The 13,821-nt window shown below is 72.8% G+C and carries 11 protein-coding genes; 5 read left to right on the forward strand and 6 right to left on the reverse strand.

The window, feature by feature from the left end; genetic code table 11:
- Positions 1-134 precede the first annotated feature (134 nt).
- From NUM_RS04140 to NUM_RS04155, 4 genes are all read right to left on the reverse strand, one after another.
- Positions 135-2,729, reverse strand: coding sequence for a sensor histidine kinase (locus NUM_RS04140; RefSeq protein WP_207123199.1), 2,595 nt, complete (start codon positions 2,727-2,729; stop codon positions 135-137).
- 157 nt (positions 2,730-2,886) lie between these two features.
- Positions 2,887-4,515 (reverse strand): AMP-dependent synthetase/ligase, encoded by a 1,629-nt coding sequence (locus tag NUM_RS04145; RefSeq protein WP_207123200.1) that lies wholly within the window; start codon positions 4,513-4,515, stop codon positions 2,887-2,889.
- Complete coding sequence (locus tag NUM_RS04150; RefSeq protein WP_207123201.1) at positions 4,515-5,327, reverse strand: class I SAM-dependent methyltransferase; 813 nt, start codon at positions 5,325-5,327, stop codon at positions 4,515-4,517. The genes NUM_RS04145 and NUM_RS04150 overlap by 1 nt, the downstream gene beginning before the upstream one ends.
- 144 nt (positions 5,328-5,471) lie before the next feature.
- Positions 5,472-5,924, reverse strand: a complete 453-nt coding sequence (locus NUM_RS04155) for a PaaI family thioesterase (RefSeq protein WP_225918319.1) — start codon at positions 5,922-5,924, stop codon at positions 5,472-5,474.
- Positions 5,925-6,123: 199 nt separating this feature from the next.
- Here NUM_RS04155 and NUM_RS04160 point away from each other — a divergent pair, with 199 nt between their 5' ends.
- From NUM_RS04160 to NUM_RS04175, 4 genes are all read left to right on the forward strand, one after another.
- The gene (locus tag NUM_RS04160) at positions 6,124-6,852 is read left to right on the forward strand and encodes an alpha/beta hydrolase (RefSeq protein ID WP_207123202.1); all 729 of its coding nucleotides are present in this window, start codon (positions 6,124-6,126) and stop codon (positions 6,850-6,852) included.
- A gap of 76 nt (positions 6,853-6,928) precedes the next feature.
- Entirely contained in the window at positions 6,929-8,134 is a 1,206-nt protein-coding gene (locus tag NUM_RS04165; protein WP_207123203.1) for an ABC transporter substrate-binding protein, read from the forward strand.
- 7 nt (positions 8,135-8,141) lie between these two features.
- Complete coding sequence (locus NUM_RS04170; RefSeq protein WP_207123204.1) at positions 8,142-9,257, forward strand: monodechloroaminopyrrolnitrin synthase PrnB family protein; 1,116 nt, start codon at positions 8,142-8,144, stop codon at positions 9,255-9,257.
- Complete coding sequence (locus tag NUM_RS04175; protein ID WP_207123205.1) at positions 9,250-10,416, forward strand: NAD(P)/FAD-dependent oxidoreductase; 1,167 nt, start codon at positions 9,250-9,252, stop codon at positions 10,414-10,416. The genes NUM_RS04170 and NUM_RS04175 overlap by 8 nt, the downstream gene beginning before the upstream one ends.
- 7 nt (positions 10,417-10,423) lie before the next feature.
- Here NUM_RS04175 and paaA read toward each other — a convergent pair whose 3' ends face one another.
- Positions 10,424-11,473 (reverse strand): 1,2-phenylacetyl-CoA epoxidase subunit PaaA, encoded by a 1,050-nt coding sequence (gene paaA, locus NUM_RS04180; protein WP_207123206.1) that lies wholly within the window; start codon positions 11,471-11,473, stop codon positions 10,424-10,426.
- 282 nt (positions 11,474-11,755) lie between these two features.
- Here paaA and NUM_RS04185 point away from each other — a divergent pair, with 282 nt between their 5' ends.
- Positions 11,756-12,940, forward strand: a complete 1,185-nt coding sequence (locus NUM_RS04185) for an NAD(P)/FAD-dependent oxidoreductase (protein WP_207123207.1) — start codon at positions 11,756-11,758, stop codon at positions 12,938-12,940.
- 120 nt (positions 12,941-13,060) lie between these two features.
- Here NUM_RS04185 and NUM_RS04190 read toward each other — a convergent pair whose 3' ends face one another.
- On the reverse strand, positions 13,061-13,795 hold the full coding sequence (locus NUM_RS04190; RefSeq protein ID WP_207123208.1) for a class I SAM-dependent methyltransferase: 735 nt from the start codon (positions 13,793-13,795) through the stop codon (positions 13,061-13,063).
- Positions 13,796-13,821: the final 26 nt, after the last annotated feature.

The raw sequence follows: 13,821 nt of genomic DNA on the forward strand, positions 1-13,821 counted from the left end.
ACCGACCGCCAAGCACCGACCGCCAAGCACCGACCGCCAAGCATCGACCACACCGCTGACGGCCGGCCACGGCTGGCCGCCGACGACGACGAGTAGAGGGCCGGGTTTCGAGCCTCGGGAAACCCGGCCCGGCATCACTCCGGTTCGCCGGGCTGGTAGAGCTCGCCGACCCGGGCCCGCTGCAGGCCGCGGTGGTAGGACGACAGCGTGCCCCGGACCTCCTCGGCCGAACGGTGCCGGCGCACCGGCGGCGGCGCCGCCCGGCCGGTGACGCTGCCCGGTACCAGCTGCGCCTGCGGATCCCGCCGGGGCAGACCGCCGGAGGTGGGGTGGTCGGTGAAGCGCGAGGATGCCGCGGCCAGCCGCCAACCGTCGTCCGCCGGGGACTCCCAGCGGCCCGTCGCCGCGGAACGCGGCGGTGCCGCGTCGCGGGTCTCCTCCTGGATGCCGACCGCCTGCTCCGGCCGGGACGCCGGGAGCTGGAACCAGGCGGACCCGGCCGGGCGCGGTTCCGGCTCGGCCCGGCGGACCGGCGGGTCGGCCACCGGTGTCGCGGCGGGGCGGGGCGGCAGCCCGATGGACGGCCGTGCCGGCGCCGCCGCGCGTACCGCCCGGGTCGCCTCGACCGGCTGCCGCGCCGACGCCGGATCGGGCATCGCCCGGTACCCGGGGGATTCCAGGATGTCCTGCGGGATGACGACCTCGGCCAGGGTGCCGGTCGGTGCGGAGCGCAGTTCGACGGTCGCGCCGATGTGCTTGGCCAGCCGGCTCACCACCGCGAGGCCCATGTTCCGGGACAGCGACGCATCCACCGACGGCGGGTCGGCCAGCCGCCGGTTGAGTTCGGTCAGCCGCTCGGCGCGGATGCCGGTACCGGCGTCGGTGATGGTGACGTAGACGCGGTTGCCGATCCAGCAGGCCTCGGCCGTGACGATGGTGTCCGGCGGCGAGAACGAGGTCGCGTTGTCCAGCAGTTCGGCGATGAGGTGGACCAGGTCGTTGACCGCGCGACCGGCCACGTCCACGCCCATGTCGACCACGCCGAGCTCGATCCGGGTGTACTGCTCCACCTGGGACTGCGCGGCGCGCAGCACGTCGCCCAGCGCCGCCGACTCGCGGCGGGCCCGGCTCACGTCGACCCCGACCAGGACCAGCAGGTTCTCGTCGTTGCGCCGCATCTGGGTGGCCAGGTGGTCGAGGTGGAACAGCTGGCCGAGCCGGTCCGGGTTCTGCTCGCCCTGCTCCATCTGGTCGATGCGCCGGATCAGCCGGTCGACCAGCAGCTGCGAGCGGCGCGCCAGGTTGACGAACATCGTCGAGACGCTGCTGCGGAGGGTGGCCTGCTCGGCCGCGATCCGGACGGTCTCCCGGTGTACCACGTTGAACGCCTCGGACACCTGCCCGATCTCGTCCTGGCTGGGTCTGGCCACCACGTCCTCGACGCCGGCGGCGAGGTCGTCGGCGGTGAGCGTGCCGAGCGTGCCCGGGTCGCGGAGCCGGGCCACCGTCTCCGGCAGCTCCTGGTACGCGACGGACAGCGCGCCGGCCTCCAACCGGTGCAGCGACCTGGCCATGGAACGGGCGGTCAGCAGCGCGATCGCGATCGCCACCAGCACCATCAGCGACACCGCCGCCGACTCGGCGACGAGCTGGCGGAGCAGGTCGTTCTCCTGCTGCTGGACGAGGGAACGGAACTGTTCCCGGAGCCGGGTCTCGACCAGGCCGCTGAGCGCCACCCGGGTACCCATCGCCCTGGTCCACTGCGCGGTACCGACGTCGCCGGAGACCGTGCCGGAGTCGCCGGCGCTGGCCCGGCTCAGGTCACCCTCGTACCGCTGGGCGGCGATGATGTCGTTCTGGGTCTGTGCGGTGGTCATGGTGTGCCGGTCGCCGGGCAGCGGGGTGTCGGTGTTCGCCCCGACGCCGCGGCCGGCGATGGTGCGTTCCATCGCGGTGACGTGGTCGCCGTCGACGGCGTCCCGGAACGCGCGCAGCGCCTCGGCCTGCCCCTCCAGGTTGGCCTGGAACGACTCGTGCTGGGCCGAGGTCACGTCGGAGGCGCCGGCCAGCATCACGATGCCGACCTCCTGCTCCTGCGAGGTCATCTCGGTGTGCGAGGCCATCGCGCTGGCGCCACGGGCCAGGTTGGCCGCCTCGTCCGAGCCCGCCACGTTCGCCAGCGTCTGCCGGTAGGCCAGCAGGTCGGCGATCAGGCTGCGGTAGCTGAACACCGCGGTGGACAGCGGGATGATGTCGCGCTTCTCGATCGTCCGGCGCAGCGGGTCGAGCTCGTCGAGCTGGGTGTCGATGCGCCCCAGCAGGTCGCTGAGGCTGCGCTCCGAGCTGTCCACGCCGGCGCGCGCCGCCCGGTACTCCCGGAGCTGCTTGTCGGCCTTGGCGATCTGGTCCCGGTACGCGCGTGCGGCGGCGCTCTGCTTCTGCTTCGGCGTGGTGAGCAGGGTCGCGGCGAGCGTCCGCTCGGTCTGCAGCTGGGTGGTCAGCGCGGTGGCGCGGTCGGCGAGCCGGGCCTGCCGGATCGCCTGCCGGGCCTGCATCACGTCCTGACCGGTACCGACCAGCTGGACGGCGGCGACCCCGATCAGCGCGGTGATCGGCACGATCAGGATCAGCCCGAGCTTGGTACGGATGCGCGCGTCGCGAAGGCGGGCCACCGGACCGCGGCGCCGGTCCGTGGTCGGCCGCCCTCTGGTGCTCTGCCGTTCTGTCACCGGCCAACCCTCCGAGACGGACATACAACGCAGGCAACGATGAATGCTGTGATGCGGAGCCAACATCGCAAGAGCGATGAACCGCTGGATTGCATCATGAATGTCTGGGCGAATAAAGACCGTTGTCGATCTCTTCCGGGCGTTGCCCGCTGTTTCGTTACGAATCCGGTGGGTACATGGCGTCGATCTCCTCCCGGTAGCGCGAGTTCACCGTCTCGCGTCGGACCTTCAGCGACGCGGTGAGCTCGCCGCCCGACACGGTCAGCTCGCCGTCCAGGATGCGGAAGGCCCGGATCGACTCGGCGCGGGACACCGCCGCGTTCGCCGCGGTCACCGCGGCCTGGACCTCCGCCCGCAGCGCCGGATCCCGGTCGAACGGGCCGTCCGGCCGGCCGCGCTCGCGCAGCACCGCCGGGTCCAGGGTGACCAGGCAGGACACGAACGGCCGCCGGTCGCCGACCACCACCGCCTGGCTGATCAGCGGGTGCGCCCGCAGCCGGCTCTCCAGCGTCGTCACGTCGACGTTCTTGCCGCCGGCGGTGATCACCAGATCCTTCTTGCGCCCGGTCAGGGACAGGAAGCCGTCGTCGTCCAGCACCCCGAGGTCGCCGGTGTGCAGCCAGCCGTCCACCAGGGCGCTGGCCGTCGCCGCCGGGTTACGGTGGTAGCCACCGAACACGCAGTCCCCGCGGACCAGCACCTCGCCGTCGGCGGCGATGCGGACCGAGACCCCGGCCAGCGGCCGGCCCACCGTACCCAGGCGCGTCGCGTCCGGGCCGTTGATGGTGGCCGGGCCGGCGACCTCGGTCAGCCCGTACCCCTCGTAGACGGCGATGCCGGCGGACCGGTAGAAGTGGCCGATCCGCTCGTCGTGCGGGGCGCCCCCGACCACGATCGCGCCGCACCGGCCGCCGAGCACCGCCGCGGCGTCGCCGTCCGGTGCCGCGTCGCGCAACTTCTCCATGTACCGGGGGACCAGCGGAAGCACCGTCGGCCGCACCGCGGCGAGGCCCGCCACGAGCTCCGCGGTACGGGGCAGGTGGGTGATGCGGACCCGGCGCAGCACCGCGGCGCACTGCATCGTGCGGGTGAAGATGTGCGCGAGCGGCAGGAACAGCACGATCGCGCCGCCGGGCGAGAACACCGGGCCGAGCCGGTCGAGGAACCCGTCCAGGTTGGACAGGAAGTTGTCGTGCGTGATCGCCACGCCCTTGGCCGGGCCGGTGGTCCCGCTGGTGTAGATGACCGTCGCGACCGAGTCCGGCGGTACCTTCCGGCGCTGCTCGAACACCTCGGCGTCGACCTCCGCCGCCCGCTCCGCGAGCCGGTCCAGTACGCCGTCGTCGAGTCGCAGCAGTCGCGGCGCCGGGCCGTCGACCGCCCGGGCCGCCGCCTCGACGACGCGCGCCTCGTCGGCGTTGCCGACGAAGCACCAGCCGGCACCGGAGTCACGCAGGATCCAGGCGACCTGCTCGACGCTCGCGGTGTCGTACACCGGCACGCTGACCGCGCCGATCGACCAGAGCGCGTAGTCGCAGACCGCCCACTCGTACCGGGTCGCGGACAGCAGGCCGATCCGGTCGCCGGCGCGGACGCCCGCGGCGATCAGCCCCTTGCCGACGGCGGTCACCCGGTCGGCGAACTCGGCCGCGGTGACCCGGCCGGCACCCTGCGACGGTGCGAACGCGACCGCGGCCGGCTGCTCGACCGCGTTGCGGTACACCGGATCGGCCATGCTGGACAGGCCGCTCGCGGCCGACACGGCAGGCGTCTGGTACTCGCGCATCAGCGCTCACCCCGACCCGGGTCGCCGCCCGGACGCCGCCCCACCGTGGTGTGCATCAGCCAGGCCGAGATCACGAAGCCGGGATCGTCGAGCAGTCGGTGCAGCGTGCCGAGCTGCTCGTCGGTCATCCCGTCGGCGCGCAGCGTCGGCTCGATCTGGTACGCCAACGCCTGGTACAGGCCGCATCCCGCGCTGCCGCCCGGCCAGGAACGGCCGAACACGACCGTACGCTCGGGCGCCAGCCCCGCGGTGCGCATCGCGGCGTAGGCGTACCTGGTCCAGCCGAGGTCCGCGCCGTTGCGCCGGCCGACGCTCCGGATGATGTCGTTGAACAGCTCGAACGTCTTCGCATCGGCGGGATCCGGGACCGCGAGGACGGGATCGCGCTCCCGGCAGTCGCAGTCCGACAGCACGATCAGCCCGCCCGGGCGCAGCGCGGAGACCAGCCGGCCCAGCACCTCGTTCCGGTTCGGCAGGTGCACGAACACCATCCGGGCGTGGATCAGGTCGTACTCGCCCGCCGGGACCGGATCGCGGCGGACGTCGTGCCGCAGCACCGTCAGGTTGTCGCGCTCGGTGAGGTACCGCGGATCGACGTCGGTGGCGGTGACGTGCCCCTCCGGGCCGACCCGGTCGGCGAGCCAGCCCGCGATCGAGCCGGCGCCGGCACCGATGTCCAGGCACCGCCAGCCGCGGCCCACCCCGTACTCGGTGAGGATCGACGTGGTGTGGCCGTCGAACGCCTCGCCGAGCTGATCGAGCTGTCTCGCGCCGGCCGGGCCGGCGTTGTCGAAGCTGTATCCGGTAGGCATCTGGGCGGCTCCAGTCCGAACGTTCCCTTCGGGAAGTGGATACGCGTACCTGCCGCCTCGCGCGCTATGCGGTGGATGCGCTCGGAGCCGGGATTTGCAATGTTTGACCAGCGGTACCCCGTCCGCAACCCTCGCCGGCGCCCGTTACCGCGCCGAGATCTCGTCCCCGCGGGCCACCGTCGAAGGTCTAGGGAGATCCCGGATCAGACAGGTCAGTCGGGCCGTGCAGACCGTCCGGCCGTCGTCGTCGGTGAGCACGATCCGGTACGTGGCCAGCGTGTCGCCGCGATGCACCGGGGTCGCGGTCCCGGTGATGGTGCCGCGCACCGCGGGCCGGTGGTGCGTGGCGTTGATCTCGACGCCGACCGCGCGCCGCGTCGGCCCTGCATGCAGGGCCGCAGCCATGGTGCCGAGCGTCTCGGCCAGCACGCAGGACACGCCGCCGTGCAGCATCCCGTACGACTGGGTGTTGCCGGCGACGGGCATGCTGCCGACCACGCGGTCGGGGTCGGCCTGCCGGATCTCGATGCCGGTGCGTTCGACGGCCGGACCGAGCGGGCCGATGCCGGCGATGGCGTTCGGATCGAACGGCTGCACGGGCGGTCCTCCTTCGATATTTTCCCCTCGTGATCGCCGCGCCGCGCGACGGAGTTTCGCCGGGGGTCTTTCGGGGACGACGTGGCGTAGGCAAAATAGGCGCTCGCCAGGAACCGTGCAAAAGCATCGTCTGGGATTCCCGACGCGACCGCGGTTCGTATCTCGCAACCGGCCCGAGAACGCACGGAAGGCGAAGAGCATGACAAGCAACGACAACACGACGGTGGTCCTGGTACACGGCGCCTGGCACAGCCCGTGGTGCTGGAACCCGGTGGTCGCCGAGCTCGACCAGTACGGCATCCACAGCGTCACCGTCGACCTGCCGAGCTGCCGCACCGTCGACGGTGCGCCGGCCGGCGACATGCACGCCGACGCCGCCGAGATCCGGAACACCCTGGACCGCTACGAGGACGTGGTGCTGGTGGCGCACTCGTACGGGGGGATCCCGGCGACCGAGGGGGCGGCCGGCCATCCGGCGGTGCGGCACCTGGTCTACGTCGCCGCGTACAACGCCGACGAGGGCGAGTCGCTCGGCGGCTACGCGGTGCCGAACCCGGGGCCGGACGTGCTCAACCCGCCGGCCGACCTGACGATGGGCGAGAACGGCATGATGGGCGTCCGGACGGACCGGGCCGCGACGCTGTTCTACAACGGCATGCCGGCGGAGGCCGCCGAGGCGGCGGTGGCGCAGCTGCGGCCGATGTCCGCCGCGGTGCTGTCTCAGACCCCGACCGCGATCGCGTGGCGCGACATCCCGTCGACCTACGTGCTGACCGGCCAGGACAACGCGACGCCGACCGTGGTGCAGCGCGAGCTGTGCAAGCGGGCGGGCACCGTGATCGAGCTCGGTGACTCCTGCCACTCGCCGATGCTGGCCGCGCCGAAGCGGATCGCCGACATCATCGGCTCGGTGGTCGCCGGGCGGTAACAGTCCACAGTGGAGAGAACGGGTCGGCCACGGTGGCCGGCCCGTGGCAACGTCGTGCCTGTCGGAGGGAAGCGTCTTGGGCGTCAGGAGAGTGCTGACCGGACTCGCGGTACCAGGTGTGCTGCTGCTCCTGGCGGCCGGCTGCACCAGCGACGGCGGCAAGAGCGTGTCGGCCGCCCCGATCAGGATCGGCTTCATCGCCGACATGTCCGGGAACCAGAAGGGCATCGGCCGGTCCATGCGCGACGGTCTCGACCTCTACCTCAAGCTGCACGGCGGGCGGCTCGGTGGACGGCGGGTGCAGGTCGTGCAGCGCGACGCCGGCGACGACCCCACCAGTACCAAGGCGGCCAAGGCGGAGCAGAGCCTGCTGAACCAGCGGGATCTGCTCGCCATCACCGGCATCAGCGACGTGCGCACCGTGCTCGCCATGCAGAAGCCGGTCACCGAGCGCAAGCTGCCGCTGGTCAGCACGCTGGCCTGCACCGACCAGGTACCCGACCTCACCTACCTGTGGTGCGCTTCCAACCTCACCTCCGATCCGCCGGAGGCGCTCGGCGCGTACGTCGCCAAGCACGCGGGCGGGCGGGTCTACGTCCTCGGTACCGATCTCGGCCCCGCCAAGGGCGACACCACGCAGACGTTCGTCCGCACCTTCAAGGCCGCCGGCGGCAAGCTCGCCAACCCCGACGGGCAGCCCACCTACGCGCCGTACAGCGACAAGGCCAGTTACCGGTCCTACCTGACCGAGGCGCAACAGAACGGCGCCAAGGCCATCTACGTCTGGGCGACCGGGATGCAGGCGGTCCAGTTCGTCAAGGAGTACCAGAAGCTCGACCTCAAGTCGCAGGGCATCAAGGTGTACGCCTCGGGGCCGCTCACCTGTTGCGACCTGCTGCAGGTCGAGGGCAGTGCGGCGCTGGGCATCTACAGCTCGCTGGACTACACGCCGACGCTGGACAACGACGCGAACCGGGAGTTCGTGGTCGCCTACCAGCACGCGTACGGGACCGCGCCGAACGAGCCCGCGGCGTACGGCTACAGCGCGGCGTCCATTCTCGACCAGGCGATCTCGTCGGTGACCGCGGACGGCCGGGCGTTGACCGGCAAGGCGGTGAACACCGCGATCGCCAACCTCGGGATCCAGAACGATCCGCGCGGGAGCTGGCAGTTCAGCAAGAAGCACGCGCCGGTGCAGAAGTTCTACCTGCGCCAGGTGCGGATGGACGGTTCCGTGCTGTCCAACGTCCTCGTCAACGAGCTACCCACGATCGGGGAGTGACGCCGCGATGTCCGGGCCGGGCAACCATCGCGACAGCAGGCTGGTGCGCGAGCTCGATCCGCTCGACGCGGACGAGACGTACCGCCGGCTACCCGAGATGAACGCCGCCGCCGACGTGCCCGCACTGGTCGGTGCGTTGCGCCGGCTGGCCGGCAACGCCGCGGCGGTGACCGACGGCTCGCCGTACGAGTGCCGCGCCGCGATGCGCGATCTCGGCCTGCTGCTCGGTTCGGTCAAGCGGCACGGCGTGGAGCCGGTGACGGCGGTACCGGAGGCCGAGCCGGTGCTGCTGCGCCTCGCGGCCCGCGGCGACGTGGTGCCCCGGGACACCGTGCATCACTACAGCGTCTGGAACCCGTACGGCGAGCGGCAACGGAGCTACACTGGATCGTCGCAGGAGACCGCGCTGATCGACTCGGTCCGGCTCAGCCTGCCCCGGCTGTCGCAGGCGGTCGAGCTGTGCGATCCGCTGACGCGGGCCGAGCTGACCGATCCGGAGTTCCTCACCGCGATGGGCAGCTTCCGCGCCCACCTGGCCTCCCTGGACGAGGCGATCGAACTGGTGATCGGCCGGGTGACGCCGGCGTTCTTCGCGAACGAGCTGCGGCCGTACTTCGACGAGGTGACCGTCGACGGTCGGGTCTGGCGCGGCGGGGCCGGCGCCGGGCTGCCGATGCCGTTGCTGGATCTGACGCTGTGGGCGGCCGACCACGATCCGGACGACGAGGACTCCGTGGGTTACGCGGAGTTCTGGGCCGGTGGAGTCGCCTACGCCCTGCCGGAATGGCGGCGCCGGTACGCCCAGCTGGCCGGGGTGCCGTCGCTCGTCGCGCGGGTGACCGCGGCCCTGGACGAGGTCGGCGACGGCCCGATGGACGACCGGCTGTGGGCCGCCGCCACCGCGGTCGAGCAGTCGTTGCGCGCCCTGCTCTCGTTTCGTGCCAAGCATCTCACCGTCGCCCGCAAGTCCTACCAGGAGGACGTCCGGCTGTTCCCGGTGGGCAGCAGCGGGGGCAGCGTGGAGTTGCTGGCCAGCATCGTGCGGCTGACCCGGGACAACGCCCGGGTGGTCCGGCCGCGGCGGGCCGAGCGAGCCGATCCGGAGCGGATGTCTCGTGCCTGACGCCGTCGTGGTCGGCGCCGGCTGTGCCGGCGCGCCGACGGCGATGCTGCTGGCGCGGGCCGGTTACGACGTCACCCTGGTCGATCGGGCCCGGTTCCCGCGGGACACCCTGTCCACGCACTACCTGCAGCAGCCCGCGGTCGCGCTGCTGCGCGACTGGGGGCTGCTGGACGCCGTGCTCGGCACCGGTTGCCCGCCCATCGCGCAACTGCGGTACCGGGTGGCCGACGTCGCCATCGACGGTCCGATGTGGACGTTCGAGGGCATCGGCTACGCGCTCGGCCCGCGCCGGTACCTGCTGGACCAGCTGCTGGTGGACGCCGCGGTGGCCGCCGGGGTGGACTTCCGCCCCGGTCACCGGGTCACCGACCTGATCGTCGAGGACGACCGCGTGGTCGGGGTACGGCTGCGCACCGAGGGCGGCCCGTACGAGCTGCGCGCGCCGCTGGTCGTCGGCGCGGACGGGATGCGCTCGGTGGTGGCGTCCCGGGTGGGTGCCGCCGTGCACGTCACCGACCCGCCCCGGACCTGCGTCTACTACAGCTACTGGCCCGGTGTCTCGGACCGGTTCGAGATCCACGAGGCACCCGGCAGCTGGATCGGCGTGGTGCCCAGCAACGACGGCCTGACCCTGGTCGCCGCGTACTTCCCGCAGTCCGCGTACCGGGGGGTGCGGCTCGACGCCGGCGCCGTGTACCTGGCCGCGGTGCGCGACACGGCGCCGGACGTGCACGCCCGCATGGTGGCGGTGCGGCGCGCCGAACGGATCTACGGCACCGGCGCGCAGCTCAACTTCTTCCGGCAACCGGCCGGCCCCGGCTGGGTACTGGTCGGCGATGCCGGCCACCACAAGGACTCGCTGACCGCGCGCGGCATCACCGACGCGTTCCACCAGGCGAGGTTGCTCGCCGACAGCGTCGGTTCCGGTCTGGACCTGCACGATCCGGACCGGCTGTGCGCCGCGCTGCGGCGGTTCGAGCGCGGTCGCGACGAGCTGCTGACCGACGAGTACCGGCACACCCTGAAGCTCGCCCGGTTGGCCCCGTCGGCCCGCCGGCTCGCGTCGTTGCGGGCCGCCGCCGAGGATCCGGAGCAGGCGGCCGGCTTCTTCCGTTCGCTGTGCGGGCACCCGTTCCAGGACCGGATGGCCCCACCGTGACGACCGGTCAGCCGGCGCGGCGGCGGCGCTGCTTCTCCGCGTGCGCCAGCGCGGACTCCCGCACCCAGGCGCCCTCGTCGTGGGTGCGCCGGCGGCGCTCCATCCGTTGCCGGTTGCACGGCCCGTACCCCTTGAGCACGGTGGTGAGCGCATCGAAGTCGGGCAGGGTGAAGTCCCAGTGGCCGCGTTCGGCGTCGTACCGCAGCGCCTGGTCCGGCAGCGTCAGGCCGAGCGAGCCCACCTGCTCGGCGATCACGTCGACGAACTTCTGCCGTACCTCGTCGTTGGTCAGCCGCTTGATCTTCCACGCCATCGAGCGGGACGTGTTGCGCGACGCGCGGTCGGGCAGGCCGAACAGCGCCAGCGCCCGGTACCACCAGCGATCGACGGCCTGCTGCGCCATCCGGTGCTGTGCCGGGGTGCCGCCGGACAGCGTGTGCAGGATCGAGTAGCCCTGCCGCTGGTGGAACGACTCCTCCTTGCAGATCCGGACCATCGCCCGCGCGTACGGCCCGTACGAGCAGCGGCACAGCGGCACCTGGTTGGCGATCGCCGCGCCGTCCAGCAGCCAGCCGATCGCGCCGATGTCCGCCCAGCTCGCGGCCGGGAAGTTGAACACGACGCTGTAGTGCTGCCGGCCGTCGTGCAACTGGTCGAGCAGTTCGCGGCGGGTCACCCCGAGCGTCTCGGCCGCCGCGTACAGGTACATCGCGTGGCCGGCCTCGTCCTGCACCTTGGCCAGCAGCGCCGTCTTGCGCCGCAGGCTCGGCGCCCGGCTCAGCCAGTTCGACTCCGGCTGCATGCCCATCAGCTCGGAGTGCGCGTGCTGGGCGATCTGCCGGATCATCATCGACCGGTACGCGTCGGGCATCCAGTCGCGGGGCTCGATCTTCGCGTCGGCGGCGACCATGTCCTCGAAGTACCGCTGCAGCACGGCCTCGTCCGCACCGGCCGCAACGTCCGGCGAACCGGCGCGGCCGGCCTGCTCCCGGCTCGCCTCGGCCGGACCGACCAGCCGGAGCCGTTCACCGCCCGCGTCGTGGGGACCCTGTGGCATGGCTTCTCTCCCCGGCGGCGATGCAGGAACAACGTGACCGACGTGATGTTTCTAACCGAACCGCCCATCCCTGTCAACGAACCGACAGGGACCTGCCACGCCTCGCCGCCACCCCACCCGGTACCGAGGTCCGAAGTGGACGGTCGCGGGACCGGATGGCCGGCTCGGTGACCCGGCTGGTCCACACGTCGGCGTCCGCCCCGCGGTCGGCGCGTGCAGGGCTCCGTCCCACGTGATGCGATGCGCGGGCCGGGAGTCGGTGGGATGTGCGAGGGTGCTGGCGTGGCGACGGAGAGGCGGGGGCGAATGGGCGACGTCGTGGTGGTCGGTGGTGGGCTGGTGGGGCTGGCGGCGGCGTGGCGGATCGCCGGCCGCGGCGGCCGGGTCACCGTGGTCGAGCGGGACGCGCCGGTACGGTTCACCTCCCGCGCCGCGGCGGCGATGATCGCGCCGGTCGGGTACCGCGAGCCGGCCGACGACGCGTTCCTGCACCTGCGGCTGGACGCGCAACGCGAGTGGGCGCCGTTCGCCGCCGAGCTGGTCGAGCAGACCGGGATCGACCCCGCGTACCGGCGGATCGGGTCGCTGGTCGCGGCCACCGACGAGGACGGGCTGGCGCGGGTGGCGGCGCTGCGCGAGTTCCACGCCGAGCTGGGGATCGAGTCGTCGCTGGTGGATGCGACGGCGGCCGCGGCACTCGAACCCGAGCTGCGCGGTGCGCTCGGTGGGCTGCACGTACCGGGGGAGGGTTGTGTCGACCCGGAGGCGGCCGGCCGGGCGCTGGTCGCCGGGATCCACGCCCGCGGCGGTACGGTCTGGTCCGGCGCGCCGGTCGCCGAGCTGTGCGGTGACGCGGCCCGGATCAGCGGGGTGCGGCTGGTCGACGGCTCGGTGCTCGCCGCCGACGTGGTCCTGGTGGCCGCCGGCGCGGCGAGCTGCGCGCTGCCGGGAGTGCCGGCGGCGGCGCGGTTTCCGCTCCGCGCGGTGAAGGGGCAGTCGGTCCTGGTGCGGGACCGACCCGGGAACCCGTTGGTACGCACCGTGTTGCGCGCCGGGATCAACGTGGTGCCGCGCGGCGACGGGCGGCTGATGATCGCCGGCACGGTCGAGGACGACGCGGCGCCGGGGGACCGCAACACCGTGCTCGGCACGTACCAGGTGGTGCAGCGGGCGGTCGAGGCGGTGCCGGCGTTGGCGGGCTGCGAGGTGGACGCCTGGTGTGTCGGGCAGCGGCCGGTGGCGCCGGACGACGCGCCGGTGCTGGGGCCGAGCGGGGTTCCCGGGCTGTGGTGGTCGACCGGCCACTCGTACTACGGGATCCTGTTGTCGGCGTTGACCGGGCGGCTGGTGGCCGACGCGCTCGCCGGCGACGCCGCGGCCACCGACCGGATCGGACGGTTCACCGTGGACCGGTTCGCCGCCGGTTCGCCCCGCTACACCGCACTGGACCACGACCGGCACGCGTAGGGGTGGTGTCCGCCAGGCCGGTCACCCGGCTGTGCCGGGCCGTTCGCCGTGTCGTTCTGTGCCGGGCTCGCTCGTCGCGTCGTTCCCCAGGAATTCCGGGCGAACGGAGCTGTCGGCGTCTCAGCGGCGGGCGATGGTGACGATCTCCCGGCTGGCCGGGGTGATCGGACCGCGCTGCCAGTCGCCGTACTGCGCCTCGACGGTGAAACCGGCGTCGGCCAGGAAACGGTGGAGCGGCGGCACGTCGAGGAAGCGCAGCCGGGCCCGGTCGACCCGCAGTACGGTGCCGTCCTGGTCGGCAGTCGTCTCGGTGAAGGTGACGACGCCGGCCTCGACGGACTCGACGTCGTGCCAGGTGCGCAGCGTCCGACCCGCGGCGTCGACCACGTCCCCGGCGTTGGCGGGAATCCAGTCGCGCCAGGCGCGGGCCTGCGGATGCCGGGTCTCGAAGGCGAACCGGCCGCCCGGCGCCAGCGCCGCGTGGATCGCCGTCAGCGAGGCGCGGAGGTCCTCGTCGGTGACCAGCACCTGGAACGCGTGGCCGGTCATCACGGCGAGGTCGAACCCGCACCCGGTACGCGCGTCGGCCTCGGCGGCAGTGGCCTGGAGCCACTCGATGTCGGTACGGCGCCGGGCGCGGTCGAGCGCGGCGCGGTCCGGGTCCAGGCCGACGAGCCGGCCGCGATGGCCGTGCTCGCGGGCGTAGGCGAGCATCGAGCCGGTACCGCAGCCGACGTCGAGCACCGACGCGGCGGCCATCACCAGTTCGTGGTGGAAGGCGTCCCCGCGGTAGGTGCCGGGGTCCCAGGGGTTGACCAGGTCGTAGAGGGCGGCGGCGTCCGCGTCGGAGTACACGCGGGCAGTGTCGAGGCCGGCCCGGT

Source organism: Actinocatenispora comari, assembly GCF_017312725.1.
In the GTDB taxonomy this organism is placed as follows: Bacteria; Actinomycetota; Actinomycetes; order Mycobacteriales; family Micromonosporaceae; genus Actinocatenispora; species Actinocatenispora comari.